Source organism: Bradyrhizobium sp. AUGA SZCCT0431, from assembly GCF_018131065.1.
In the GTDB taxonomy this organism is placed as follows: Bacteria; Pseudomonadota; Alphaproteobacteria; order Rhizobiales; family Xanthobacteraceae; genus Bradyrhizobium.
Window position 1 is genome coordinate 106,199 of sequence record NZ_JAFCLR010000012.1, and the last position, 24,749, is coordinate 130,947.

Consider the following 24,749-nt stretch of genomic DNA (forward strand, 5'->3'; position numbering starts at 1 on the left):
AGCCGTGTCGCAGACGCTACTCCGCCTGCGCCAAATGGCCGCTCAATGCCGCTCGTCCGGAATGTGCCATATCCGGCTATTAGATTGGCCGCGATTGCCCCACCTGAGTCCCGCACAGAGAGATCCCCGACCATGTCCATGACGCCGGAAACGCCGTTGCCGCCCAAAGCTGAGAGGAAGGCATTGCGTCCGATCCCGTTCCTGATCTTCAGCTCCCGCTGGCTGCAATTGCCGCTTTATATCGGCCTGATCGTCGCGCAGGGCGTCTATGTGGTGCTGTTTCTGAAGGAGTTGTGGCACCTGTTCGCCCACGCCTTCGATTTCAGCGAGCAGCAGATCATGCTGGCGGTCCTCGGCCTCATCGACGTGGTAATGATTTCGAACCTCCTGGTGATGGTCATCGTCGGCGGCTATGAGACGTTCGTCTCCCGTCTCAATCTGCAAGGACATCCCGACCAGCCGGAATGGCTCAGCCACGTCAACGCCAGCGTGCTCAAGATCAAGCTCGCGATGGCCATCATCGGCATCTCGTCGATCCATCTGTTGCGCACGTTCATCGAGGCCGGTGCATTGGCCTCGGGCAAGAGCTCCTATACCGAAACCGGCGTGATGTGGCAGACCATCATCCACACGGTTTTCATTCTGTCGGCGATCGGCATTGCCTATGTCGACAAGCTGTCGAATGATTCCGCAGAAAATGCCAAACACGCCGCCGTCTCGCATCGATAGCCGGTGCGTCGATCACGGGATTTCGATCGTGCAAATGAGGGCGATCACCGCGGTTCTGATATTGGCAGCGATGACGCTGGGCGTGGTGCGCCCGGCGTTCGCCGCCGATGCCGGCTTCACGCAGTTCATCGCCTCGCTGTGGCCGGAGGCGCAGGCCGCCGGCGTGTCGCGGGCGACGTTTGACGCCGAGACCCGCGGCCTCGAGCCGGATTACAAATTGCCCGACCTGATCCTGCCGGGACGGCCCGCCACCGGCGCGCCGTCGCAGGCCGAGTTCGTGCAGGTGCCGGCCGATTATGTGAAGGAGGCCTCGATCGCGCGGCTGGCGGCGGAGGCGCAGAAGCTGATGGCGAGGCATCGCGCAGCGCTCAGTCAGATCGAGAGCCGCTTCGGCGTGCCCGCCACGGTCGTGCTCGCGATCTGGGGCCGCGAAACCGATTACGGCCGCTATCGATTGCCTTACGACACCGTGCGCGTGGTGGCGACGCAGGCCTATGTCGGCCGGCGCAAGGATCAGTACCGCGGCGAATTCATTCTGGCGCTGAAGATCCTCGGGGAGGGCGCGGTGACGCGCAAGGACATGCGCTCATCCTGGGCCGGCGCCACTGGCCTGACGCAATTCCTGCCGGGCGAATATTACAAGCATGGTGTCGATTTCGATGGCGATGGCCGCATCGACATCTGGAATTCGGTACCGGATGCGCTCGCCTCCGCCGCCCAGCAGCTCGTCAACAAGGGCTGGCAGCCGGGCTTGCGCTGGGCCTATGAAGTGCGCGCGCCTGATAATGCCGACTGCACCATGGGCGTGCCCGAGGTGAGCAAGCCGATCGGCGAATGGCTGCGCGCCGGCTTCGTGCCGGTGCGCGGCGCGAAGTTGAGTGCGGCCGAGCAGGCCCAGCCAGCCTCGCTGCTGCAGCCCGAAGGCATTTATGGTCCGGCGTTCCTGACCACCAAGAACTACTTCGTGATCAAGGAATATAACTTCTCTGATTTGTACGTGCTGTTCGTCGGCCATCTCGCAGACCGCATGGCGAACCCGTTGCCATTCGCGACGCCATGGTCGGCCTCGACGCAGTTGCGCAGCAAGGACGTCGAAGCCATGCAGCGTCATCTGACGCGGATCGGCCTCTACAAGGACAAGCTCGACGGCAAGGCAGGCATGCAGACCCGCGCGGCGCTGGGGGCGTATCAGAAGTCCGCCGGATTGAAGGTCGATTGCTGGCCGAGCGAAGCGGTGCTGCGTTCGATCAGCTCGTCGCGTTGACGCAAGAGAGATCGGCACCAAGCGAGATCGGCCAAGAAAAAACCCGGCCGAGAGTTTCGGCCGGGCTTGAACTCGCAAGGCGCGTTAGGCGCGCCGGTCGATCGGATCAGTAGCAGACTTCGACGCGGCGGTAGGCCCAGCCGTAGCCATCCCAGAAGCGCTCGCGAACCAGGCGGCAGGCCGGGGGGGCGTCTTCCACATACACCGGTCCGCCGTAAGCCGGGCGGCTGGAGGCGATCGCACCACCGATGATCGCGCCGCCGATCAGGCCGCCGACCACGCCAGCTGCCACGCCACGCTGGGCGTTTGCGGGTGTCGCTGCGAGCGAACCGGCAATCGTTGCGGCCGCGACGAAGGCAGCAAATGTCTTCTTCATGTTGAAAGCTCTCCTGGAGATGGCGCCTGATCAGCCGACGCCGGGTTTAGGGTTAGGCACACACGCCGTACTCGAATTGGCCGCTTCGAAAAGAGCGCACAACGGTCAACCGAAAGTAAACGTGCGGGCTTGATGGCCGAAAAAAGCGGTTTTTTCTGGCCATGGAATGGCAAAGTCCCGGAGAACCCATCGGGTTTCCGGGACTTTGCGTGCGATTTAATGAAGGTGAACGGGTATTCAGAGCGTTTTCGAGCTTCGGTTCTGACCAATCAGAACCGACAAGGCTCTAGTCGCAAACCCGCACGCTGCGGACCCGCCAGCCATAGCCGTCCCAGAATCGCTGCTTCTGCCAGATGCAATCCGGACCGTAGCCGGGTTCGGCAACATAGGCCGGGCCGCCGTAATAGCCCGGGGCCGGCGCATAATAGCCCGGACCACCGTAATAGCCGTGCTGCGAGGCGATCGCGCCGCCGACAATGGCGCCGCCGATCAATCCGGCTGCGACGCCTGCCGCTACGCCACGCTGCGCATGGGCGGGGGCTGCCGCGGAAACAGCCAAAGCGGAGACGGCAACCAGCGCCATCAATGTCTTCTTCATGGGCCTCACCTTTCTGATGGAGCAAAGGACGGCGGGAAAGCGGTCCGTCGCAGCGAAAGTTCCATATTTCGCTGAAATGATCAATGAACGGGACCGCCTCTTTTTGCGACGAAGGGGCATGCGGTTGGGCTTCATTGCGGTGCAAAAGGCCCGCTTCCCAACCGATTTTGAAGAGGATTCCGGGATGAGCGGGATGACAGCATATCTAATCGCGCTCGGCGGCATGTCGGCTATGTTCTATTGGGTGATAACCCGGACGTACAATATCAGCGCATGGCCCAGCGGCTCGTCGCGCGACCGCGACCGCGACCGCAACCGCAATGATGACAGCTATGGTTCCAGTAGCGGCGGCGGCAGTGGCTCGAGCATCGCCAACCTGTTCAGCAGCGACAATTCCAGTTCGAACTGCTCGTCCGACAATTCCAGCCCGTCCGATAATTCCAGCTCCAACTGTTCGTCCGACAATTTCAGCTCGTCCGACGACTCCAGCTCGTCGAGTGATTCCAGCAGCGATGATAGCGGGGGAAGCGACAGCGACAGCGGTAGTGATAGCGACAGCGATAGCGATAGCGGCGGTAGTAGCGATGATTGATAGCGGTGGTGGTGGTGGTGACTAAGGTCACAGTGCCTGCGCGGGAAACCTGCGATTGTGCCTGTGAGACAAGGCTTTTTAGACTCATTCCAAACTGACTTAGGCTTCAGTTTGGAATTGCTTGAAAGTGTTGTTTTTCCTTTTGCATCAAGACCTGGCCTTCAATATCGATGAGGCCAAGCTTCACCGAAGGGCCTGCCGACTTCATGATTGTTTGTTCCTGTAACGTCATCAGCGACCATGATGTCCGCAATGCCGTCAGTGCAGCTTCAGGCGTGGCGCGCAATCCCAAGCAGGTCTATGGATGCCTCGGCTGCAGCGCCGAGTGTGGCCGCTGCGCGCGCACCATCAAGGCCATCATCGACGAGGCGCTGGGCCCCTGCGCCAAGGCCTGCTGCTCGGGCTGCCCGCATAGCCACGCAATGACCGAAGAGCAGGCCCACGAGTTCGCGCTCGCCGCCTCCTGAAAGCCTCTCAAATCCGCGGGATAGTTCGGTTCCCCACCGCTTTTTTGCGGGAACCATTGCTCTTGCCTCCAAACTGATTTAGAAACGTTCTAAATACAGTTTCGGGCCGATTTGGCCTCAATAACCCCGGAGTGCACCATGCAGGGCGACCCAAAAGTCATCGATTATCTCAACAAGGGCCTGCGCAGCGAGCTTACCGCGATCAGCCAGTACTGGCTGCATTATCGGCTCCTGAACAATTGGGGCCTTCTGGACATGGCCAAGGTCTGGCGCAAGGAATCCATCGAGGAGATGGAACACGCCGACAAATTCACCGACCGGATCCTGTTCCTCGACGGCTTTCCCAACTTGCAGGTGCTCGATCCCCTGCGGATCGGCCAGAACGTCCTGGAAATCATCGAATGCGATCTGGCCTCCGAGATATCCGCGCGCGCGCTCTACCAGGAAGCCGCTACCCACTGCCACGGCGTCAAGGATTACGTCTCACGCGACCTGTTCGAGCAGCTGATGAAGGACGAGGAGCATCACATCGATTTCCTCGAGACCCAGCTCGACCTGATCAAGCGCATCGGGCTTGAGCTCTACACCCAGAAGCATGTCGGCGGACTCGAGAGCGAGCACTAACCCTAGGGCGCGATGGCTCACTCCGAGGAGATTGCCCGGCTTGAGCATGAACTAGCGGCGCTCAGATCGCAGTATGCGCTTCTCGAACGCAACGGGCGCGTAGCGAAGCGCGGCAGTGTATTCATGCTTGCCGCGCTCGCCGCTTTCCTTGGCTATCTCCTGTGGGCCGATTTCGTGATGGGTGCGCTCGCTGTGGTCGTGTCGACGGCCATAGCTGTGCTTGTCTGGTTCTTGCCTGCCAGCAACCGGCGATGGATCGATGCGGGCACGCCGATGGGGGAACTTGAGTTCGGCCCAAGTCAGGCCCAAAAAGTAGAGCAATGGATTGCCGACAGGGAAGCGCGGCTGGCCGAACTTCGCTTGGCCGACAGCTCAGGCAATCCCGGGGCCGATCGCTGATCCCCGGCTTTCCTCACAGCTGAGTCTTGTACCGCTCGTAAATCACTTCCTGGCTTTCCCGTTCGCCAAGGCCTGTCTGGTCGTGAATGACTTCGCCGATGCTCGGCATCACAGCGCGTTCCACCCGCGTATCGCCCGCCCACAGCTTTGATCGCATCAGCGCCTTGCCGCAATGGAAATAGGCCTCGTGCACGTCGATGTGCAGCACCGCACGCGGTGGCTTGCCGAACTCCACCATCGACGCCATCACCTCCGGATCCACCGATACCTTGCCCTTGCCGCCGACGCGTAGCGTCTCGTCGATCCCCGGCACGAAGAAGATCAGCTGCACGAAGCCGCTTCCCTCGACAATGTTGCGAAAGCTGTCGATCCGGTTGTTGCCGGAGCGGTCCGGCATCAGCAGCGCCTTCGGTCCGGCGACATGGATGAAGCCGGGATTGCCGCCGCGCGGCGAGGCGTCGACGCTGCCGTCCGAGCCCGACGTGGCCAGCACGGAGAACGGCGACATGCCGATGAATTTCTTCGCATGGACGTCGATCTCGGGGCGCGCCTTCGCGATCACGCGCGGCGAGGGGGCAGGATAGATCGCGGCGAGGTCGCTGGCGGCAAAGTCGGTCAAGGCACATCTCCTGAATGAATGCGGCGCGATGACGTGAAGATACCATCGCGGTATTCCGGCGACCACCTTTTATCTCTACATCCTGCGATCCCGGATGCTGCCGGAATCCTACACCGCGTCCGCAGGCACGAAACAGCTGATGATAATGCTGCCGCGGTGATGCACGTACCACACCACGGCCTCTCCGATCGGATTGCCGTGATCGCGAATGACGGCGCGGTCGGGTACCGCCATCCACTGGCCTTCGATCGGCACCCAATAGGCGCCGTCGCGCACGTCGTAGGAGGTGCGATGGCCGTCGGAGATATCGCAGCAGGGCACGCCGTTCGGCGCGATCACACTTTTGAACCAGTTGCGGATATCGGGTGGGACATTTTCGAATTGCCCGTTATCGACGGCGAGCGCGGCGCCTGCGAGCGCACAGAGACACACGAGCAGAACGAGCTGCGCTAGTCGCATCCAATCCTCCGCCGTGTTGATTGGTCGAATCGTATCCATCACAATTCAAGCGGAGCAGGCGAGCCGATGCACGCTCAAATAATGAGCGATATGAGAAGTGGCATTGATGCGGTGCGAAATCGGAACTTCTGGCCGGTCGTCCTGTACGGTTTGATGCGGGGCAGGCTGGCTCATTCGTCGCACCGACCTGATTGCTATCTTGAAATAGGGGCAGCACGAACGTGCTATCGACCATGCGTGCAGATTCGTGGTGAGCTACCGGGCGCAGCAAGTTGCCCAAGATGCGGTCTAACGTCCCGCGGTTGATGCAAGGAACCGCTCCACGGGTCATCTTCACGAATGGAAACGCGTTGAGCACGAACCCGAAGATTGCAATAGGCCTGCTCTCACCCGTGGGATTGCTGTTTGCGCTCCCCATATTGCTTTGGGCTTTCAGCTTTACGGAACTCGTAGGGTTGGAGAAATGCAGCGTCGGTTCGATTAGCGTTGCTGAATACGAGCGCATCCTGTCTCGGGCCGGCGCGCAACGCTGGACAGTATGGCCCGGTCTGTCGAATGGGGTGTTTTGGCCGTCGGACAATGGCTTTCGGGGCCCGACAGTGTCTTTCAACAGCAATCTCAATGATCAGCTTCTCTCACACATCAGAGAGCTTGCTGGATCCGATCCGTCCATCAATCGCCAACTGGCTTCGGCCCATGCCGTGATGCGCAGCATGGGTGCGGAATACGTCCAAACTCAGGAAGTGCCGGACATGCGCGGGGACCGCGCCAGTTCGCGCGTCCATTTCCAATACTACTTGCCTCAACTGCGTTTCGCGCCTGTGTGCGTTCTTTGCCTGATATGGTCGTACACGACAATTGACGTGATCTTTTCCCATGAATTCGCAACCCACCGATACGAATTGCAGGAAGTGAACGTTCTGCACGCCGGCCTGAAAGGTACCCCTGACAAGAACAGGGCGCGCAACGTCCCATGGGGTAGCTGCCCTGAGTTTCGATGATCCTTTCACAATTGACGATTGGATTGAGCAATGGACAGCGACGCAAACTGCGGGGCCGCAGGTTGATACGGCGCGAAATCAAGGCTGCCTTGTCACGCGCCGTTTGGCGGAAGCCTTCGGCGCGACGTTCTTCCACGCCATGGTGAGCGCGCTCTTCAGCGTTGTCGCGTCAGCCGTTTCCAGAAGCACGTTGGTGTAGCCCTGCTTGCCCCAGCCGCCGGGCACGGGGCGGAAGATGTCAGGCTCGGCCTCGACCAGCACCGACTGCTGTTCGGGGGTGAGCTTCACCATGCCCCAATCATCATCGGGGTAACCGAGCGTCGCGAAGATGCGTTTGCCGATCCGGAAATCGGCTTGGCCCTGATGCGCGCCTTCGACTGCGCCGGGGAGCGCGAGTGCGGCTTTGCGAAAACGGCCCGACATCGCACGCTTCGCTCCGGCTCACATCGTCCGTTGCGGCGCGGTCTGCAGCAATTCCTGCAATTGCTTCTTGTAGAATGCCGCATTGCCTGTCGTGAGGTGTCCGCGCGTCTCGGTCGAGGCCGGGATCAGGAACAGGCGGCCGTTCTTGACGCGTTTCATCGCAGCATCGGTGACGCCGGTTTCCGGCGGATTGCGCTCATCGTCGGCGGCGTTGATCGCAAGCAGCGTCGCTTCGATCTTGTCGAGGCCTGCGGACGGATTGTAATCGCGCGAGGCTTCCCACTGATAGATGAAGTCGTTGGCATCGGCTGTAATCGGCAGCGCCAGCCGGTCATCCACCATCTTGTCCGCCTTCGCGCCCGTCGGCGCCAGCATCTGATAGGCCAGCGTGCCGCCGCCGGTGGCGATGCCGTAGGCGGCGATGGCGTATTTCATCATGCGCGGCTGGGTAATGTAATTGCCGCGGTTGTAGTCGGGATCGTTACGGATGGTCTCCAACATCATCCGCCGCAGCATCCAGTTGCGCGCCGCCATCTCGGTCGGCTGCGCGGCCATCGGCACCAGCGCGTCCATGTACTGCGGATATTTTCCGCCCCAGATCCAGGTGTGCATGCCGCCCATCGAATTGCCGATCACCAGCCGCAGGTGCTTCACGCCGAGGCCTTCCTTGACCAGGCGGTAATGCGCGTCGACCATGTCCTCGTAATTGTATTTCGGGAATGCCGTCTTCATGCCGTCGGAGGGCTTTGACGACTTGCCGTGGCCGAGCCCGTCCGGGATGATGATGTAGTATTTCGCCGCGTCCAGCGGCTGGCCGGGGCCGAACAATTCACCGGCAAAGGTCGGCGTCAGCATGTTGGTGGCCGAGCCACCCGATCCATGCAGCACCAGCACCGGCTGGCCGGTCGGCTCGCCGATCGTGGTGTAGTGCAGCCGCAGCTCCATGGTTTCGCCGGAGTGGAATTTGAAGTCCTTGGCGATCCAGTCGCCCTGTTTGGGCGCCTGATAATCTGCGGCAGATGCGGCGAAGGAGGTCAAGGCGATAGCAGCCGTTAATGTGATTTGCGAAAAATTCATGCTGATCTCCCCTGATGCGGCGCTCTTTTTTAGGGCCACTTGTCAGGGAGCCTATCACAACGACCGTTTCACCGCACCAGATTGCCGTACAGCGTGTAATTGGCTTTCGGGCCCTGCATCACCAGCGTCCAGTGCGTAAAGTCGACCCCGGAGGTGCAGGAATTGCCGCCGCCCTGCAGGATCAGCGTCAGGATCTGCTGCCTTGCGATACCAGGCTGAAACACGCCGCTGCCTGAGGCCGGCGCTGACAGTTTCCATTCCTTGTAGAGCGTCGGTCCCTGGCCCCTGTCGGGCCGGTCGCGCGGGTCGACCTCGAACACCGAGATCGTTGGGGGACGCGCCAACGATAACGTGCCGGTGTGGTCGGCGGCGTCGCGGAACGAAAGCACGAGCCTGTCCTCGCGCCATTGCGCCGAAAGCTTGTAGGTGCCGGCGGGCGTGGCGATGCCTTGGATGCCCTCGACTTCGCCTTCGCCCGTGAACAAGGTCGCCTTGCTGCCGAAACGCAGGCTTTCAATCTCATGCTGCTTGCCGGAATCCAGCGCCACGGTGGCGACGTTGCGCTGACCTTCATTGGTGCAGCAGGCACAAGCGAAAGCTGGCGAAGTCTGACCCAGAAGATAAATGGCGAGCGCAAGGCCGAGGCCGCGGCGGATCGGGGCGAGCATCGGATGCCTTTCGCTGTCGCGCCACCGTTGGTCGCGGCTTTCGTCGCTTGCGTTCACCAGACTTGAGGCGTGCGCCCTGTGCGGCTAGGCGGTGTCCTCGACATCGGTCTCCGGCCGGTCGTTGCCGGCCGCGGTCTCGGTCTGCCACTTGCCGTCTGCGGTTTCGTATTCGATCACCTCGGTGCGCCCGGGCACCCGCTGCTCGGCCGCCGCTCGCCGCGCGGCCGCGAGCGCCGCGGCATGGGTCGGATACGGTTCGGAAAAAACGCCATTGGCGGTATAGGCCCAGCCGCCGTCATGCTCGATGATCTTGTAGGTCACGTGGCTCATCGGGAACTCGCTATTGCCATTGCCGAGAGGGTGAACGCGCCGGTCAATCTATGACAGAATAGTCGAAACTGTCGGATTTTGCATCGGCCGTTCGTCCTTGGAATGGCCAGCCTGCATCCCGAGGAGAGAACCATGTGCCGCAACATCAAGACCTTGTTCAATTTCGAGCCGCCGGCGACGCACGCGGAAATCCATGCTTCGGCGCTGCAATTCGTGCGCAAGCTTTCCGGGTTCAACTCGCCGTCGCAGGCCAATGCGGAGGCCTTCAACCGCGCGGTCTCCGAGGTTTCCGACAGCGCCCGCCGCCTGCTGGCGTCGCTGGAGACCAACGCGCCGGCCCGCGATCGCGAGGTCGAGGCCGAGAAGGCACGGGAGCGTTCGCGGGCGAGATTCGGATAAGACGGGCTGCGTTCGCCGCCCGGCAATTGAATTGGAGGCGATCCCCATCGCATTTTCCAGGGGTCCGTAGCCCACGTGACGTAGCTCACAGTGCGGCCGGTCGCCCGGGCATAGGTTGGCACCATCCGATTGCCATGGAGGGTGTCATGAAGCCGACGATTCCCCTGAAACTGAGCGCCATCGCTTTCACCGTGCTGTGGTCCGGCTGGATGCTGTGGGTGGGTGGAAGCTACGAGCCCGCCATCATCACCATTCTCGCGATTTCGGGCTCCATTGCGGGTTTTCTCTGGTATCGCGTCATGCGCTGGTGCTTCCGGCTGATGCGCCTGCTGCCGGATATTGGCGCCGGGCCCAGCGCCGCTCATTGAATCGCGCGTTTGTTGGGCCGGGCGTTGCTGATGTTGTTCACCTGACTGGCGTGGCCAGGCTGCGTGGCCAGGTCGATCCCATGATCCCGGCGGGCGAATGGTAGGCGACGCTCGAGGGCCTGTTTGTCATGACAGTCGGGCCATCGCTGACCTGTCGTTGCGGCGTCCGCGGCGCTGAGCGGCGCGCTTACTTCTTGTCCTTGTGTTTGCGCTTGTGCTTCTTCTTTTCCTTGTGGCGATCGTCGTCATCATCAGCGTCGCCATCATCACCGTGCAGGGCCGTCTCGAGCGCCTCTCGCTCGGCGGCTTCACGTTCGGCGGCCTCGAGTGCCGCGGCTTCACGCTCCGCCGCCTCGCGCTCGCGCATTTTCCGGTGATCTTCCCAGGCATCGAAAATCAGATGCAGCCACGGCATTATCTGCTCGATCGAGGGCAACTGGCCGGGCGGTCCAGGTTCGCCGCGCGGACCGGCTGCGCCTTGCGGACCGGGCTTGCCCTGCGGGCCAGCCTCGCCGCGCTTGCCTTGCGGTCCGGCTTTACCTTGCGCGCCGGCCTTGCCGTCCGCTCCAGGCTTGCCGCGCGGGCCTTCCAGGCCTGGCGGTCCGGGATGCCCCTGCGGTCCGGGACGTCCGGGCTCACCGCGCGGGCCCTGTGGTCCCTGTCGTCCCTGCCGGGTACCTGCTTCGTCCGCCACGTGCGCGCTCCGAATATGATTCCGAAGCGCTTCTTATCAGACGTTTGATGACGGCTTCAATTGAGTTGTCGATTTTGATCAACATCAACGGAATCGTCATGGAGGCGTCGCCGTCGGCGGGCCCCCGATGACGGTTCTGCTACGAACGCAGTACAATCGGCACGAAGCGTGGATTCCTCAATGGCGTGGTTTGTTGGTTCGATCGCAACTTGGCTTCCAGGCGCAGCAAAAAGATTTCCGCAAGCATTGTCGTTCTCCATTGTTTTGGTGTGTGGAGATTGGTCGTCAGCTTGCTGATATCAGTTCGATTTTTCGGCCCGAATGGGGAAGTCTCGCTGTGCTTACGTGATCCAGGTCACGGGCAGATTGAGCAGCCCGCGAAACGCCCAGCCGCCGATCCGTACCGGCTCGCTCTCGTCGAGTTGTAGACCCTTCAGCCGTGTGAAAATGCCGGGCAGCGCGACATCCGCGACCATCGCGCGCGAGGCAAAGGCGCCGGCGCAATAATGCGGGCCGGCGCCGAAGGCGATGCTCTTCGACGTGTTGCGGGTGATGTCGAAACGGTCGGGGTCGCCGAAACAGGATTCGTCACGGTTGGCGGAGCCGAACATGAAGAACACGCGATCCTCCGGCTCGAAATCGACGCCGCCATAGGACCACGGTTTCGCAACGCGGCGCGGCGACATGCCGATCGGGGCGATCCAGCGCGCATATTCCTCGAACACGTCGAGCCACTTCGCCTTGCCCTCGCGGACCAGCGCGAGCTGTTCGGGATGGGTCAGCAGCGCCCAGGTCGCGCCCGCGATGGCGTCGCGCGGCTCGTTCTGGCCGCCCGAGATCGCCAGCTTGATGTTGGCGCGGATGCTTTCCATGTTCTGGCCCGAGGCCAAGAGCACGCTGAGGATCGAGGTGTTGGGATGTTTGGCCACCACCGGGATCATGTCGTCGATCGCGGCATCGATGCCTGATGTCGCGGCGTGGCAGCGCGCCTCGACCTCCTTGTTGCCGGTGTAATTGGCGATGCCGTCGATCATCGCCTGCGACCAGGCGTCCATGTCCTGGTAGCGCATGTTGGTCAGCCCGGTGATATCCTTCAGGCATTCGGCCGACAGCGGCAGCGCCAGCGCCTTGCACAGATCGGCTTTGCCCTGCGGCACGAGCTCGTCGAGGATGCGGTCGGCATGGGCCTGGAACTGGCGCACCCAGGTGTCGCGCACGGTGCGCGGCGATACCGCCGGAAACATCGCCGCGCGCTCCGACATATGCGCATCGCCATCCTTGCGCATCATGTTGTGGCCCATCAGCACGTTCATCAGCCCCGCCGGCTGATGCGAGGAGAACACGTCTATGCGTTTTTCCTGGGTGAAGATGTCGTCGCGCCGGGTGAACACGGTCGAGCCCAGCTGCGGCACGAACGCGATCGGCGCCTCCTTCCGCATCCGCGCCAGGGCCGGATAGGGATCGGCCCAGAACGTTGGTACGTCGATGTCGAAATGCGGGGCGTTGGACATGATCGGTTGCCGTGGGTGGGAGGGCTAACTAGTTGCCTAGGCAAGTATGTCATTGCCGGGCCCGACCCGGCAATCCGTTTTTGTTGGGTTCCCGCACCAAATCGTGGGTCCCGTCGGGCTCAGACCGTCCGGTAGCCGCCATCCACCATCACGATCGATCCCGACACATAAGCGGACAGATCGGACGCCAGGAAGACCGCGGGGCCGACAATGTCTTCGGCGGTGCCGGCGCGGCCGAGCGGGGTGTGGTCGACGAACACTTTCACCAGCGCCGGATTGCTGGCGCGGACCTTTTCGTTCAGCGGCGTCTCGATGAAGCCCGGGCCGATCGCGTTGACTCGGACGCCGTCCTTGCCGAGTTCGGCGGCGAGCGCCTTGGTGAAGCCGAGCACGCCGTGCTTGGAGGCGGTGTAGGCTGGCGAACTCGGCGTCTTCAGATGCACGAACGACTGGATCGAGCCGATATTGACGATGCGCCCCTTGGCGGCGCGCAGCGGTTCGAGAAACGCATGCGTCACATTGAAAACACCGGTGAGGTTGATCGCGATGATGTCTTCCCAATCGTTGATCACGGCTTCCGCCGCGCCCAGCATGCCGTTGCGGCGGGCGATGCCGGCATTGTTGACCAGGATCGAGATCTGGCCAATTTTTTCGGCGACGAGCCTGGCGATCGCGGCGCAGTCCTCGCGCCTGGTGACGTCGAGCAGGAAGCTCTCCGCCTTGCCGCCGGCGTCGCGGATTTCGCCGGCCACGCTGGCCGCGGCCTGCTCGTTCATGTCGAGCAGCACCACGCGCGCGCCCTCGCTGGCGTAGCCTTTCGCGATCGCGCGCCCGATGCCGGAGCCTGCGCCGGTGATGACAGCGATGTGATTTTGGAGCAGGGGCATAGGTGTTTCCTCAACGGTTCTGTTTTTGTGTGAGGGCCATACTAGGATGCGGATCGCGGGCCGTCAGCCCCCGAAGGCTGCCGTCATGCGCGGGGCAGGTGTGTGCGGAGCATGGAGCCGGAGCAACGACATGAAAAAGGCCGGGGCATCGCCACCGGCCTTGATCGACGAATTGATGATGGTTGAGCGCGCAGGCTTACAGCTTGCAGGCGCCCTTCTTCATCATGCCGTCCTTCATTGCGAGCGCGGCGGCGAAGGTCGGGACCGGCTTGCTGACGGTCTTGTAATTCGAGGGGATCGGCTTGGTCGGAATGCTCTCGTCCCAGATCTGGCAGGCGCCGGTGCCTTCCCAGCGGATCAGATGAAACGCGGCTTCGGCAGGCGCGGTCGCGGCAAAAGCGGACAGCGCGATAGCGGCGGCGGCACTGAGAGCGGTAACTCGAAGCATGGGCAAAGGTCTCCTGTTGGGAAATGTCTGGCCGGCCCCCGCAATGCGTGCTGGCGGGGACGGCGCCCGATGGGGATCCGGGCATTCATTGAGTGTGGCGAAAGCGTGATTGGTTCAATTTTTCCGCCACGAAAAAGGCCGGCGGGGCCGGCCTCGATCGAAGCGTTAACGCGCGCTCAGAACGAGCAGGTGCCGTTGTGCAGCAGGCCGTCTTTCAGCACCAGCGCGTCGCCGAAGGTCGGCACTTCGCTGCCGACGACGACGGTGTAGTTGCCCGGATACGGCACGGTCGGCACGCTCTGGTCCCAGATCTGGCAGAAGCCGGAATCCTGCCAGCGGATCAGGTGGAAGGAGGCCTCGGCGGGGCTCATGGCGGCAAGCGCGGTGACCGCAACAGCGACGGTGGCGGCGAAGAGGCAAAGACGGCGCATGGATGGATCTCCTGAATATCAAGGGGTTTGCAGCTCTCCCGCGTGCATCGGGGAGGCGCCCGAGGCGTCATGCCCCGGTCATGAATTATGTCCCGCAAGTGCCCGATTGGTTCAAAGCCGCGCGCCCGGAAATGGCCGAGCCGGCAGCGCGGTGGAACCCTGCAAATCACGCGGCGTGAATAGGCTTTGTCGATCCCGTCAATCGGTTACAATCGGCGAAGCGCGACCTGATTCACCGTCGCGGCGCTCGCTCTCCACGCTCAAGGAAACACTGCATGAAGAAGTCATCCGCCATTCGTGTCGCGCTCGTAGTGCTGACGGCTTTCGCCGGCGCCGCGCTGTCCTCCGTCGCCCGTGCCGATGAGGGCACCATCGCGATGACGATCTACAAGGCCGGATGGATCATCGGCGGTTCGGGCGGCAGCGGCACGCTGAACTTCCGCGGCAGGCGCTACGCGCTCTCCACCGGCGGGCTGGATTACGGCCTGGTGTTCGGCGGCTCGAAGACGGTGCTGCGCGGCCGCGTCAGCAACATCTATCGCCCGTCCGACGTCGCCGGCGTCTATGGCGCGGCGGGCGCGGGCCTTGCGATCGGCCGCGGCGCGCGCGCGATCGTGCTGACCAACCAGAAGGGCGCGGTGCTCGAACTCGCCGGCCAGCAGACCGGACTGATGGCGAATGCGGATTTGAGCGGCTTGGCGATTACGCTGAGGTAGTAGGTGCGTAGGGTGGGTTAGGCGAAGCCGTAACCCACCATCTTCGTGCGCATTGAGACATCGGTGGGTTACGCCTTCGGCTAACCCACCCTACGATTTCTTGCTCACCATCGCGTGAACAGCCTCGCAATGGCGAACGAGATCGGGATGATCCGACACGAACGCTTTCAGCGGCGTCGGGATCGGGAAGAAGTGGATATTGGCGATGAAGCCGTAGATGCCGGCATCGACGCTGGTCGGCGTCACCCCATGCACATATCCATCCGCCGGAATCAGATCAGCCAGCACCTGTAGATCCGCCAGCCCGCGCGCGTAGGCCTGGTCGGGCGTGTAGCGGCCGATGCCCTGAAAATAATAGCGCTGCGCGTTGTAGTCCCGCGCCTTGTTCAGCCCGGCCGCGTCGATCTGCGCATGCTGCGCCATGAAGCCGTCGCGGAACGCGGGGAAGTACCGATCGTCCTTCCAGCGCGAATACGACATCACCCAATAGAGATCGTCGAGCATGCGCGTGACCAGATGATCGGTCATGCGCTGCGCAGGTGTGAGTGCGGCGTCGATGGTGAGGCGATATTTTCGCACCAGATGCGCAATGATGGTCTCGCTGTCGCCGATCGTCTCGCCGTCATCGACGATGTAAGGCAGCTGCCCGCGCGGCGCCGCCGAGGCGTCGAACAGATGCTCATGGACGAACGGCACGCCCGCGAGCTTTAGGAAGGCGAATACTTTCAGCCCATAGCCGTTATTGTCGGCGACGCCGAACAGTTCCGGATAGGAATAAAGCGTCAGCATCGCGTCACCGCGCTTTCAACGACGCCACGCCCTCGATCTCGATCAGCATCTGCGGGTTAGGCAGCGCCACCACCACGCAGGTGGTCCGCGCCGGATAGGGCGCCGGCCCGAACGCTTCCGCATAGAGCTTGTTCATGGTGGCGACATCGGACGCGCGCGTCAGCAGCACGTTGACCTTGACCAGGTCGCGGAACGTCGCGCCGGCCTCAACGAGGATGCGCTTGATGTTGATCACGACGTTGCCGAACTGCGCCTCGAAGCCGTCGGGCAGCGCGCCTTTTTCGTCGAAGCCGGGAATGCCTGAGATGAACAGCAGATCGCCGACGCGGGCGGCAAACGACAGCGGCGGGGGCTTGATGCCGGCGGGAGGGAGGAAGTGCTGGATGGGCATGGGGCGCCTCGATATGTGAATTGTAGCCCGCATGAGCATAGCGACATGCGGGATTTCTGCCAGTCCCGGATATCGCTCGGTGCATCCGGGCTACGCTACGTCGTCCCGGCGAAGGCTCAGATGCGCAATTGCGCATCGGGGGACCCATACTCCGTGACGTTCATTGCGGCAGAAGGTATTTGACGCCAGCGTTCTCACCGATGGGCCGCGGCGTATCGGTCCCGGCCTTCGCCGGGACGACGTGGATATGGTTTCACATCCTCGCGGCGCGATGCGCCCGAGCTATGCGTCACTTCCCGCCCTCGAACATGGAGGGCGCAGGGAAAGCCGGGTGCGCGCTGCACCCGCGGTCTCGCGTGCGGTTTGCACAGAACAAAATGCACACGAGCATACAGGGCAGCGGAGGCATCCCGACTTTCCCTGCGCAGTGGCTTTACGGCTTATATCGTGCTCTCCCTGGTGAACGGGCTTTCTTGCCACCATCGCTCCTGATCAGCTTTTGGCTTCTCAGGAACTTGACGCCAGCAACGGGGCGCCAGGACCACACGACTTCGCCGTACGCTTCAGTGCCGTTCGTCGCCAGCACATCAGCGTCCACCGCAACCCGCCCAACGTCCGTGACGACGGCCGACGCCCTTCTGAGTAGGGCGGGATGGGCAGATATATGCCCTGATTTTCGTTTCTGGAAAAGAGAAATATTTTTTATTTCGGGGCTTGACGCGATTTACGTAAATCAGAATTGATTTGCCCCGGCTTCGCCAAGGCTACGCCGGGCGCGGCCGTCGGGTTGATTTGTCGCGCGCCTGATTGAAGGTTGCGCTTGCGCATGAGGCGACGCAGTCGGGTAGGGCGGATTGGAGCCAAAGGCGTAATCCGCCGCCTTGGCTGACTCCGAAGGCGGCGGATTACGCTTCGCTCCAATCCACCCTACATTTGCCGTCTACTCCGGCCCGGGAACGTCGAGCCCGTCGGTGGTGTACTGGCGGATCTTGTTGCGCAGCGTGCGCACGGAAAAGCCGAGCACGCGCGCGGCGCGGGTGCGATTGCCGTCGCACCGGACCAGCGTCTGCACCACGAGCTCGCGCTCGACCGCCTCGACGGTGGAACCGATCAGCATCGGCACAATTTCATGGGGCGCAAGTTCGTGGGGCGCAAGGCTTTGCGGATCCGGCGATGAAAACTCCGGCGCGCCGGAAAAGCGCTCAAGGGACTCTTGGGTCATCAACACCTCCCGATCAACGCTAGCCCCCAAACACGGAGCAGAAGCATCAGGAATCAACGGCCCCCAAGCCGCTGAGGGGAAGGTGGGCGGAAATGGTTAATGAAATACTAACGGGGGAAGGGGGCCTGCGCTTCTCTGGTTGGAGCACAGGGTCCTGGCGTTCGTAATGTGTAGCCCGCATGAGCGCAGCGATATGCGGGATTCCCACCGTTCCCGGATGTCGCTGGCGCTCATCCGGGCTACGCTCGCTGTGCGATCTCGAATACGATAGCCGCAACCAGCCTGCAGCAGGGAGGTTCGCGATGGTCCTCAACACCGACAAAATCGACGACACAGCGCTGGCGCTGCTCTATCTCACGCTCCACGACGACAATAGGGCCTGGAAGGGGATGGATTGGGATGTGCTCGGACGTCTGCACGACAAGGGCATGATCCGCGATCCCGTGGGGAAGGTGAAATCGGTGGTTTTCACACAGGAAGGATTGGAACGGGCCAAGGCGCTGTTTGAGGAGATGTTCAAGAAGTAGGAGGCGATAGCCCGTTGCAGAACGTTGCACCGAAAGACGGCGGATTACGCTTCGCTAATCCGCCCTGCAGGCTACGGGCCGCGCGCTCACGTGCTAGCGCACCGGCTCCTTGGTCCGTTCTTCCGTTGCGATCGATTGTGCGGTCTTGGTCGAGCGGACCATCAGAAATGTCCCCGAGAGCGTGGCGCCCGGCAATCGCCAACGGCCGCTGATTTCCGTGGCGTCGGCATTGACCGCGCCTTCATAGAAGACCTTGTTGTAGCCGTAGCCCGGCGGCTCGTAGCGTTTGATGAACGACACAGCGCTGCCGGAGCGCTGACCCGCGATCGAAGCGTTGTGGGTGCTCACTGGGCAGCCTGATGTCATGCAGGGTTCGGTCACGCTTCCTCCGAGCGCGCCACCGGAATCGATGAGCGTCGTCAGAAACGTGACCATTCCAACTGACGGCTGAATATAAGTGCCGTCCCAGACGCCGGTCAGATCGTTCGTCATTGCGGTCCAGGTGAGTGCGCAGCCCTCACAACACCCGATTACTCTCCTTCACCTTCTCCGCATCGAGATAAACCTGGCCGCCCATATCCTTGAACTTTTGCGACATCGTCGCCATGCCATCCTCGATCACGCCTGACATCGACATGCCGACGCTGCCCGCCACCGCGCGCTTGTCGGGGTCGTTCAGCGTGGCGGCGTAGTCGCGCACGTCCTGCGTGATCTTCATCGAGCAGAATTTTGGGCCGCACATCGAGCAGAAATGCGCGACCTTGTGGGCTTCCTTGGGCAGCGTTTCGTCGTGATAGGCGCGGGCGGTTTCCGGGTCGAGGCCGAGGTTGAACTGGTCCTCCCAGCGGAAGTCGAAGCGGGCGCGGGAGAGGGCGTCGTCGCGCAGTTGGGCAGCCGGGTGGCCCTTGCCGAGATCGGAGGCGTGGGCCGCGATCTTGTAGGTGATGACGCCGACCTTGACGTCGTCGCGGTTGGGCAGGCCGAGATGCTCCTTCGGCGTCACGTAGCAGAGCATCGCGCAGCCGAACCAGCCGATCATGGCGGCGCCGATGCCTGACGTGATGTGGTCGTAGCCCGGCGCGATGTCGGTGGTCAGCGGTCCAAGCGTATAGAACGGCGCCTCGCCGCATTCCTTGAGCTGCTTGTCCATGTTGATCTTGATCTTGTGCAGCGGCACGTGGCCGGGGCCTTCGATCATGACCTGGCAGCCCTTCTTCCAGGCGATCTGCGTCAGCTCGCCAAGCGTCTCCAGTTCGGCGAATTGCGCGCGGTCGTTGGCGTCGGCGATCGAGCCGGGCCGGAGGCCGTCGCCGAGCGAGAACGAGACGTCATACTTGCGCATGAGATCGCAGATCTCTTCGAAGTGGGTGTAGAGGAAGCTTTCCTTGTGATGCGCCAGGCACCACTTCGCCATGATCGAGCCGCCGCGCGAGACGATGCCGGTGACGCGGTTGGCGGTGAGGTGGATGTAGGGCAGGCGCACGCCGGCGTGGATGGTGAAATAGTCGACGCCCTGTTCGCACTGCTCGATCAGCGTGTCCTTGTAGAGCTCCCAGGTCAGCTTGACGGGATCGCCGTCGCACTTCTCCAGCGCCTGATAGATCGGCACGGTGCCGATCGGGATCGGCGCGTTGCGGAGAATCCATTCCCGCGTGGTGTGGATGTTGCGGCCCGTCGAGAGGTCCATCACGGTGTCGGCGCCCCAGCGGATCGCCCACACCATCTTGTCGACTTCTTCCTCGACCGACGAGGTCACGGCCGAATTGCCGATATTGGCGTTGATCTTGGTCAGGAAATTGCGGCCGATGATCATCGGCTCGAGTTCGCCATGGTTGATGTTGCAGGGGATGATGGCGCGGCCGCGCGCGATCTCAGAGCGCACGAATTCCGGCGTCACGAACGCGGGCACCGAGGCGCCAAAGCTTTCGCCGTCGGCCAATGCGGCTTCCGCGCGTTCGAGCTGTACCTTGCGGCCAAGGTTTTCGCGGGTCGCGACGTAGATCATCTCCTTGGTGATGATGCCGGCGCGGGCGAATTCGAGCTGCGTGATCATGTGGTCACCTGTCCCGCGCAGCGGCTTGTGGTGCGCGGTGAAGGCTTTTGCGGCATGCGAAGCGCCGACATTGCCGTTGTCTTCCGGCTTGATGTCGCGGCCTTCATACTCCTCGACGCCGCCGCGCTCCTTCACCCACTCGATACGCGCACGCTTCAGGCCGGCATTGACGTCGATGGTGACGTCAGGATCGGTGTAGGGGCCGGAGGTGTCGTACACCGGCAGGTTCGGCTCGCCGGCGCCTTCGCTCAAAATGATCTCGCGCAGGGGAACGCGGACATCCGGCGCTTCGTCGGGCGTGACCCAGATTTTGCGCGAGGCGGGCAGCGGGCCGGTGGTGACGGCGGGCAGGGTGGTGTCGGGGTTGGAGCGGATGTTCATGTTATCCTCCGTTGAATTTGTTGTCAGTTTGTCCGGCACGCTACGCGGGCCGATCCGGGAATAGAGTTCGTGGCGCGAGCCCCCACCCGTCGCGCGCTGACGCGCGCGCCACCCTCCCCCGCAAGCGGGAGAGGGAAGAGCGAGGTCCGCTCCCTCTCCCGCTTGCGGGGGAGGGCTGGGGTGGGGGTGTATCCGCGGGCGATAATCCATCACGTGGCCTTCGGCTCTTCGCCGAGCCATTGCCTCACCCGCGCGTCGGGGTCGGTGTTCTGGGTGACGTCAGAGACCACCGCGATCGAGTCGGCGCCGGCCGCGAAGATCTCGGCCGATTGTTCGAACTTGATGCCGCCGATCGCGACCAGCGGGATGTCGCCGATGCGTTTTTTCCATTCGGTGATTTTGGGAATGCCCTGCGGCGCGAAGCGCATCGATTTCAGCGTGGTCGGGAAGATCGGTCCGAGCGCGATGTAATCCGGCGCTGCACGCAGCGCGGTCGCCAGTTCCTCGTCGTCATGGGTGGAGATGCCAAGCGTCAGCTTTGCTTTGCGGATTTCGTCGAGATCGGCGTCGGCAAGATCTTCCTGGCCGAGATGCAGATGCTCCGCGCCGGCGACGATCGCCGCGCGCCAGTAATCATTGACCACGAGCTTTGTCGCGGTGCCTTTGGTCACCGCGAGCGCGTCGCTGACGATCTGCAGCGCCTCGGAGTCGTTCAGCTCCTTGGCGCGCAGCTGGATGGTGCCGACGCCGAGCGCGGTCAGCCGCGTCACCCATTTGACGCTGTCGACGACAGGATAGAATTTATCAGGATACGGCATGCCAGAACGGTGTCCCGATGACAGGGGTTGAAGGGGAGGCGAAATCGCGGGCTTCCATCAGCCCGGCCTTATAAGCGGTGCGGCCGGACTCGACGCCGAGGCGAAACGCGTTCGCCATCGCGACGGGGTCGGCGGCTTTTGCAATGGCGGTGTTGAGCAGCACCGCGTCGTAGCCGAGTTCGAGGGCGTGGGCCGCATGCGAGGGCGCGCCCAGGCCTGCATCCACCACCAGCGTGATGTCAGGCAACCGGTCGCGCAGCAGTTTTAGCGCGTCGCGGTTGGTGATGCCCTTGGCGCTGCCGATCGGCGCGGCCCACGGCATCACGACCTTGCAGCCGGCGTCGACCAGCCGCATCGCAACGCCGAGGTCTTCGGTGCAGTACGGAAATACTTCAAAGCCGTCCTTGATCAGGATGCCGGCGGCCTCGACGAGGCCAACCACGTCGGGCTGCAGCGTGTCGTTGTCGGCGATCACTTCCAGCTTGATCCAGGGCGTGCCGAACAATTCGCGCGCCAGCTTGGCGGTGGTCACCGCTTCCTTGACGCTGCGGCAGCCCGCGGTGTTCGGCAGCACTGACACGTCGAGCTCGCGGATCAGCGACCAGAACGCATCGCCGGTCTTGCCGCCGGCGGCTTCCCGCCGCAGCGACACAGTCACGATATTGGCGCCGGAGGCGCGGATAGCGCCTTGCATGATCGCCGGCGAGGGGTAGAGCGCGCTGCCGATCAGCAGGCGGGAGGAAAAGGTTTTGCCGTAGAAGTTCAGCATGGCGTTAGTTCCTGTCGTCCCGGCGAACGCCGGGACCCATACCGCGTGATCTCTCTTGGTGGCACAATGGCAGAGACCTTCCGTAACCACATCGGCCTGTGGTTATGGGTCCCGGCCTTCGCCGGGACGACGTGGGGAGAGAGTTTGCGTGCACCCATCCTCACCCTCCCTGCCTCGGCGTGATGATCTCGATCTCGTCGCCGTTCTTGATCGGCGTCTCCGCCCAGCGGCTCTTCGGCAGCACGTCGTAGTTCAGCGCGATTGCGAAATGCGTGCCTTCGTATTCGAGCTCGCGGAGCAGCGCATCGACGCTTGACGCGTTGATCTCCCGCGCCTCGCCATTGATGGTCACACGCATTGCATCACCTCATTGTCGATCACGCGGCGCTGCACGTAAGAGAGCGTCAGCTCCGCCAGCGCCGGCGCCAGCAGGAAACCGTGGCGATAGAGCCCGTTGACGGCGATCTTGTCGTCGTTGATGGCGATCCGCGGCAGATTGTCGGGAAAGGCCGGTCGCAGCCCCGAGCCGAATTCGACGATGCGCGCTTCGGCGAATGCCGGATGGACCGCGTAGGCGGCGCCCAACAGCTCCAGCGCCGAGCGCACGCTGACGCCGGTGTCTTCGGCTTCGATCGAGGTCGCGCCCAGCATGAACCTGCCGTCGCCGCGCGGGATCACATAGAGCGGCCAGCGCGGATGGATCAGCCGGATCGGGCGCGCCAGTTCGACCTCCGACGTCTCGACGATGATCATCTCACCCTTGACGCCGCGCAGCTCGGGCTGGGCATCGCGCGCGGCCAGGCCGCGGCAATCGATCACGATGCCGTCGAGATTGTTCGCGCTGGCGTCGCTCTCGAATTTGATTTTTCCGCCGGCCGCAGCGATACGCGCGTGCAGTTCCGGCAGCACGCGCCGCGGCTCGACATGGCCCTCATCGGCGTAAAACAGCCCGTCGCGGAAACGGCCCTCCAGCGACGGTTCGAGTTCGCGCAAGCCCTGCGCGTCGAGCCTGACATGGCCTGACGTGAGCTTGGCAAAACGCTCGAAATCGGCGCGGTCGCGCGGATGCGCCACGACCAGTGACCCGTTGAACGGGGTGTCCGGGAAATGCTCGCGCCAGAGGTCGAGCGAGCGGATGCCGAGCCGCCCGATCACGGGCTCGGACGCTTCGGCCTCGCACCAGGGCGCCAGCATGCCGCCGGCCCAATGGCTGGTGGACAGCGTCATCGCGGCGTCACTGCGCTCGTACAAGGTGACGGCATGGCCAGCCTGCGCGAACAGCAACGCCTGCCACGCGCCGGCAATGCCGGCGCCGATGATAGATACAGGGGAATCCCCCCGCGGCTTGAAACCCTGAAACATCCCTGTCCCTTCGCCGGCATGACCCGGATCAGGTTCAAAGGGTCACCGCGGTCCCAAACCGTGCCATTTGGCAGGTCCAAGCTTGCGGTATCTCAGCTCCTCGTCGGAGCCCCCCTCGGAACAGATCTAATGTAGGCCGATGTGGGGGCGTGTCAACGCGGCTTGGCGCCGTTTGCACCTGATAAGGCGTCTGGCGGGTGCGGAACCTGCGGCTTCGCCTCGGCGAGTTTCTTCGGACGCTTCTTCGGGATCGGGACGAGCGTCGCCGCCGCTTTCGGCTTTTCGACCGCTTCGGCCGGTTTCAAAGCTTCATTCGGCTCAATAGCCGCTTCGTTCGCCTCCAGCGGGGCGTCGCTGGCTGCCGCGATGTCGTTTGGCGGGGCGCTCGCCAGCATTGGTCCGGGTTGGTTGAGCCGTTCCAGCCGCTGGCGCTTTGCGACGTAATAATAGCCGCTGGCGTATAAACGCATGGCGCGGGCATGGTCGCTGTTGGCGGCGCGCCAGGCGCCGGCGAGGTATTTCACGCCATAGGTGAGATTGGTGTCGGGATCGCGCAGGCCTGCCGCGTCGCCGGTGTAGCCAAGGCCGCGTGCGGTCGGAAGCTTGATCTGCATCAGCCCGATGGTGCCGCCGCGTCCGACCAGATCCGGATGATATTTGCTTTCGCGAACGATCACGCGGTGCACCAGCGCTTCCGGCACATTGTTGGCGCGGGCATGGGCGGCAACCAGGCTTTCATATTGCGCGCGCTGTTGCGCCGCAGCTGGTGGCGCAACCAAAAGTGCCACGACGGCGAACGAGGCTAGGTTCAGCAAAGCTTTCATCAAAAAATCTCGGGAGCGCAACCTGCGCGTTAACGATTTGCGTAACACGATTATTGCGGAGGAGCGACCGGCAATAGAGGAAAAATTCGACGCCATTGCGGCGATTGGTCGAACAGGATTGCGGCGATTCGTCCGTGCATGATTGTCGTGCAAATGATTCGAGGAAGGTCTAAAAGACGACTTCGCGACAGCGTGTTCAGTTTCGACAGCAAAGCTGTCTATTTCAAATACAAAACAAAAATATCAGCGAGGGGAGATGCGCCATGGCTCGACTGGATTCCAGCTATTTGCCCCGTGAGAATCCCTGTGCCCAATGCGGAACGCCGATCTCGAGACCCGACTGGATCGAAAGCAACGCGGGCCGTACGTCCTTCCTGTGGTATTGCCGCGCCTGCGACTATCAGTTCGAGGCGGTCGCGATCTACGAGGAATCGCATCCGGATTCACTGGCGGCCTGACCAGCAATAGCGTTTTCGAGCGAAGTGGATTCCGGTTCGCAGAGCAATCAAGTTTACGCAGATTGCGTAGACTTA

The 24,749-nt window shown here is 62.6% G+C and carries 35 protein-coding genes and 1 riboswitch; of the genes, 12 read left to right on the forward strand and 23 right to left on the reverse strand.

Going from position 1 to position 24,749, the window contains the following annotated elements:
- Positions 1–132: 132 nt before the first annotated feature.
- Entirely contained in the window at positions 133–729 is a 597-nt protein-coding gene (locus tag JQ567_RS14020) for a TIGR00645 family protein (protein ID WP_212439357.1), read from the forward strand.
- Between the two features lie 70 nt (positions 730–799).
- Complete coding sequence (locus JQ567_RS14025) at positions 800–1,993, forward strand: lytic murein transglycosylase (protein WP_249165467.1); 1,194 nt, start codon at positions 800–802, stop codon at positions 1,991–1,993.
- A 106-nt stretch (positions 1,994–2,099) separates the two neighbouring features.
- Here the strand turns inward: JQ567_RS14025 and JQ567_RS14030 are convergent, their stop codons facing one another.
- Both JQ567_RS14030 and JQ567_RS14035 read right to left on the reverse strand, forming a co-directional pair.
- Entirely contained in the window at positions 2,100–2,369 is a 270-nt protein-coding gene (locus JQ567_RS14030; RefSeq protein ID WP_212439358.1) for a hypothetical protein, read from the reverse strand.
- Between the two features lie 286 nt (positions 2,370–2,655).
- On the reverse strand, positions 2,656–2,967 hold the full coding sequence (locus tag JQ567_RS14035) for a hypothetical protein (protein ID WP_212439359.1): 312 nt from the start codon (positions 2,965–2,967) through the stop codon (positions 2,656–2,658).
- On the opposite strand from JQ567_RS14035, the gene JQ567_RS14040 reads away from it, so the two are divergent.
- The 4 genes from JQ567_RS14040 (at position 2,966) to JQ567_RS14055 (ending at position 5,049) form a co-directional block, all read left to right on the forward strand.
- Positions 2,966–3,559, forward strand: a complete 594-nt coding sequence (locus tag JQ567_RS14040; RefSeq protein WP_212439360.1) for a hypothetical protein — start codon at positions 2,966–2,968, stop codon at positions 3,557–3,559. The genes JQ567_RS14035 and JQ567_RS14040 overlap by 2 nt on opposite strands.
- Before the next feature lie 206 nt (positions 3,560–3,765).
- Positions 3,766–4,026 (forward strand): bacterioferritin-associated ferredoxin, encoded by a 261-nt coding sequence (locus tag JQ567_RS14045; protein WP_212439361.1) that lies wholly within the window; start codon positions 3,766–3,768, stop codon positions 4,024–4,026.
- Positions 4,027–4,164: 138 nt separating this feature from the next.
- Positions 4,165–4,650 carry a bacterioferritin gene (gene bfr, locus JQ567_RS14050; RefSeq protein ID WP_212439362.1) on the forward strand — a complete coding sequence of 162 codons (486 nt, stop codon included), beginning with the start codon at positions 4,165–4,167 and terminating at the stop codon, positions 4,648–4,650.
- 12 nt (positions 4,651–4,662) lie between these two features.
- On the forward strand, positions 4,663–5,049 hold the full coding sequence (locus JQ567_RS14055) for a hypothetical protein (protein WP_212439363.1): 387 nt from the start codon (positions 4,663–4,665) through the stop codon (positions 5,047–5,049).
- A gap of 13 nt (positions 5,050–5,062) precedes the next feature.
- On the opposite strand, the gene JQ567_RS14060 is transcribed toward JQ567_RS14055, so the two are convergent.
- Complete coding sequence (locus tag JQ567_RS14060; RefSeq protein WP_212439364.1) at positions 5,063–5,668, reverse strand: MSMEG_1061 family FMN-dependent PPOX-type flavoprotein; 606 nt, start codon at positions 5,666–5,668, stop codon at positions 5,063–5,065.
- A 108-nt stretch (positions 5,669–5,776) separates the two neighbouring features.
- The gene (locus JQ567_RS14065; protein WP_212439365.1) at positions 5,777–6,127 is read right to left on the reverse strand and encodes a hypothetical protein; all 351 of its coding nucleotides are present in this window, start codon (positions 6,125–6,127) and stop codon (positions 5,777–5,779) included.
- Positions 6,128–6,477: 350 nt separating this feature from the next.
- On the opposite strand from JQ567_RS14065, the gene JQ567_RS14070 reads away from it, so the two are divergent.
- The gene (locus JQ567_RS14070; RefSeq protein ID WP_212439366.1) at positions 6,478–7,128 is read left to right on the forward strand and encodes a hypothetical protein; all 651 of its coding nucleotides are present in this window, start codon (positions 6,478–6,480) and stop codon (positions 7,126–7,128) included.
- 78 nt (positions 7,129–7,206) lie between these two features.
- Here the strand turns inward: JQ567_RS14070 and JQ567_RS14075 are convergent, their stop codons facing one another.
- The 4 genes from JQ567_RS14075 to JQ567_RS14090 all read right to left on the reverse strand — a co-directional run bounded on the left by JQ567_RS14075 (position 7,207) and on the right by JQ567_RS14090 (position 9,626).
- The gene (locus JQ567_RS14075; RefSeq protein WP_212439367.1) at positions 7,207–7,551 is read right to left on the reverse strand and encodes an MmcQ/YjbR family DNA-binding protein; all 345 of its coding nucleotides are present in this window, start codon (positions 7,549–7,551) and stop codon (positions 7,207–7,209) included.
- Positions 7,552–7,569: 18 nt separating this feature from the next.
- On the reverse strand, positions 7,570–8,628 hold the full coding sequence (locus JQ567_RS14080) for an alpha/beta fold hydrolase (protein WP_212439368.1): 1,059 nt from the start codon (positions 8,626–8,628) through the stop codon (positions 7,570–7,572).
- A gap of 68 nt (positions 8,629–8,696) precedes the next feature.
- Positions 8,697–9,296, reverse strand: a complete 600-nt coding sequence (locus JQ567_RS14085; protein ID WP_212439369.1) for a hypothetical protein — start codon at positions 9,294–9,296, stop codon at positions 8,697–8,699.
- 84 nt (positions 9,297–9,380) lie between these two features.
- Positions 9,381–9,626: a DUF2188 domain-containing protein gene (locus JQ567_RS14090; protein WP_212439370.1), complete on the reverse strand. Its 246-nt coding sequence runs from the start codon at positions 9,624–9,626 to the stop codon at positions 9,381–9,383.
- A gap of 132 nt (positions 9,627–9,758) precedes the next feature.
- Between JQ567_RS14090 and JQ567_RS14095 the strand changes: the two genes are divergently transcribed.
- Positions 9,759–10,025 carry a DUF2277 domain-containing protein gene (locus JQ567_RS14095; protein WP_212439371.1) on the forward strand — a complete coding sequence of 89 codons (267 nt, stop codon included), beginning with the start codon at positions 9,759–9,761 and terminating at the stop codon, positions 10,023–10,025.
- A 146-nt stretch (positions 10,026–10,171) separates the two neighbouring features.
- Positions 10,172–10,393, forward strand: a complete 222-nt coding sequence (locus tag JQ567_RS14100; protein WP_212277134.1) for a hypothetical protein — start codon at positions 10,172–10,174, stop codon at positions 10,391–10,393.
- Between the two features lie 187 nt (positions 10,394–10,580).
- Here the strand turns inward: JQ567_RS14100 and JQ567_RS14105 are convergent, their stop codons facing one another.
- The 5 genes from JQ567_RS14105 to JQ567_RS14125 all read right to left on the reverse strand — a co-directional run bounded on the left by JQ567_RS14105 (position 10,581) and on the right by JQ567_RS14125 (position 14,364).
- Positions 10,581–11,087 (reverse strand): collagen-like protein, encoded by a 507-nt coding sequence (locus tag JQ567_RS14105; RefSeq protein ID WP_212439372.1) that lies wholly within the window; start codon positions 11,085–11,087, stop codon positions 10,581–10,583.
- Positions 11,088–11,428: 341 nt separating this feature from the next.
- The gene (locus JQ567_RS14110; RefSeq protein WP_212439373.1) at positions 11,429–12,598 is read right to left on the reverse strand and encodes a cytochrome P450; all 1,170 of its coding nucleotides are present in this window, start codon (positions 12,596–12,598) and stop codon (positions 11,429–11,431) included.
- Between the two features lie 119 nt (positions 12,599–12,717).
- Positions 12,718–13,485, reverse strand: a complete 768-nt coding sequence (locus JQ567_RS14115) for an SDR family NAD(P)-dependent oxidoreductase (RefSeq protein WP_212439374.1) — start codon at positions 13,483–13,485, stop codon at positions 12,718–12,720.
- Between the two features lie 196 nt (positions 13,486–13,681).
- Positions 13,682–13,933 (reverse strand): hypothetical protein, encoded by a 252-nt coding sequence (locus JQ567_RS14120; protein ID WP_212439375.1) that lies wholly within the window; start codon positions 13,931–13,933, stop codon positions 13,682–13,684.
- A 176-nt stretch (positions 13,934–14,109) separates the two neighbouring features.
- A complete protein-coding gene (locus tag JQ567_RS14125; RefSeq protein ID WP_212439376.1) occupies positions 14,110–14,364 on the reverse strand; it encodes a hypothetical protein in 255 nt (84 codons plus the stop codon).
- A 275-nt stretch (positions 14,365–14,639) separates the two neighbouring features.
- On the opposite strand from JQ567_RS14125, the gene JQ567_RS14130 reads away from it, so the two are divergent.
- Complete coding sequence (locus JQ567_RS14130; RefSeq protein ID WP_212439377.1) at positions 14,640–15,080, forward strand: hypothetical protein; 441 nt, start codon at positions 14,640–14,642, stop codon at positions 15,078–15,080.
- Positions 15,081–15,170: 90 nt separating this feature from the next.
- Here the strand turns inward: JQ567_RS14130 and JQ567_RS14135 are convergent, their stop codons facing one another.
- The 3 genes from JQ567_RS14135 to JQ567_RS14145 form a co-directional block, all read right to left on the reverse strand.
- Positions 15,171–15,869, reverse strand: coding sequence for a glutathione S-transferase family protein (locus JQ567_RS14135; protein WP_212439378.1), 699 nt, complete (start codon positions 15,867–15,869; stop codon positions 15,171–15,173).
- A 4-nt stretch (positions 15,870–15,873) separates the two neighbouring features.
- Positions 15,874–16,260 (reverse strand): RidA family protein, encoded by a 387-nt coding sequence (locus JQ567_RS14140; protein WP_212439379.1) that lies wholly within the window; start codon positions 16,258–16,260, stop codon positions 15,874–15,876.
- 940 nt (positions 16,261–17,200) lie between these two features.
- The gene (locus tag JQ567_RS14145) at positions 17,201–17,482 is read right to left on the reverse strand and encodes a helix-turn-helix domain-containing protein (protein WP_212439380.1); all 282 of its coding nucleotides are present in this window, start codon (positions 17,480–17,482) and stop codon (positions 17,201–17,203) included.
- A 302-nt stretch (positions 17,483–17,784) separates the two neighbouring features.
- On the opposite strand from JQ567_RS14145, the gene JQ567_RS14150 reads away from it, so the two are divergent.
- Positions 17,785–18,009, forward strand: a complete 225-nt coding sequence (locus JQ567_RS14150; RefSeq protein ID WP_212439381.1) for a DUF6429 family protein — start codon at positions 17,785–17,787, stop codon at positions 18,007–18,009.
- A gap of 93 nt (positions 18,010–18,102) precedes the next feature.
- Here the strand turns inward: JQ567_RS14150 and JQ567_RS14155 are convergent, their stop codons facing one another.
- The 7 genes from JQ567_RS14155 to JQ567_RS39050 all read right to left on the reverse strand — a co-directional run bounded on the left by JQ567_RS14155 (position 18,103) and on the right by JQ567_RS39050 (position 24,216).
- Complete coding sequence (locus JQ567_RS14155) at positions 18,103–18,501, reverse strand: hypothetical protein (protein WP_212439382.1); 399 nt, start codon at positions 18,499–18,501, stop codon at positions 18,103–18,105.
- A gap of 25 nt (positions 18,502–18,526) precedes the next feature.
- Complete coding sequence (gene thiC / locus JQ567_RS14160; protein WP_212439383.1) at positions 18,527–20,443, reverse strand: phosphomethylpyrimidine synthase ThiC; 1,917 nt, start codon at positions 20,441–20,443, stop codon at positions 18,527–18,529.
- A gap of 209 nt (positions 20,444–20,652) precedes the next feature.
- Positions 20,653–21,261: a thiamine phosphate synthase gene (locus tag JQ567_RS14165; protein ID WP_212439384.1), complete on the reverse strand. Its 609-nt coding sequence runs from the start codon at positions 21,259–21,261 to the stop codon at positions 20,653–20,655.
- On the reverse strand, positions 21,248–22,030 hold the full coding sequence (locus JQ567_RS14170; protein WP_212439385.1) for a thiazole synthase: 783 nt from the start codon (positions 22,028–22,030) through the stop codon (positions 21,248–21,250). Before JQ567_RS14170 ends, JQ567_RS14165 begins: the two co-directional genes overlap by 14 nt.
- A 160-nt stretch (positions 22,031–22,190) precedes the next feature.
- Entirely contained in the window at positions 22,191–22,388 is a 198-nt protein-coding gene (thiS, locus tag JQ567_RS14175) for a sulfur carrier protein ThiS (RefSeq protein ID WP_192738128.1), read from the reverse strand.
- Positions 22,379–23,392 carry an FAD-dependent oxidoreductase gene (locus JQ567_RS14180; RefSeq protein ID WP_212439386.1) on the reverse strand — a complete coding sequence of 338 codons (1,014 nt, stop codon included), beginning with the start codon at positions 23,390–23,392 and terminating at the stop codon, positions 22,379–22,381. The genes thiS and JQ567_RS14180 overlap by 10 nt, the downstream gene beginning before the upstream one ends.
- A riboswitch (TPP riboswitch) is annotated at positions 23,380–23,518 on the reverse strand. (Overlaps the previous gene by 13 nt.)
- A gap of 26 nt (positions 23,519–23,544) precedes the next feature.
- Positions 23,545–24,216, reverse strand: a complete 672-nt coding sequence (locus JQ567_RS39050; RefSeq protein WP_409363599.1) for a transglycosylase SLT domain-containing protein — start codon at positions 24,214–24,216, stop codon at positions 23,545–23,547.
- 263 nt (positions 24,217–24,479) lie between these two features.
- On the opposite strand from JQ567_RS39050, the gene JQ567_RS14190 reads away from it, so the two are divergent.
- Positions 24,480–24,674 (forward strand): hypothetical protein, encoded by a 195-nt coding sequence (locus JQ567_RS14190; protein WP_192738155.1) that lies wholly within the window; start codon positions 24,480–24,482, stop codon positions 24,672–24,674.
- Positions 24,675–24,749: the final 75 nt, after the last annotated feature.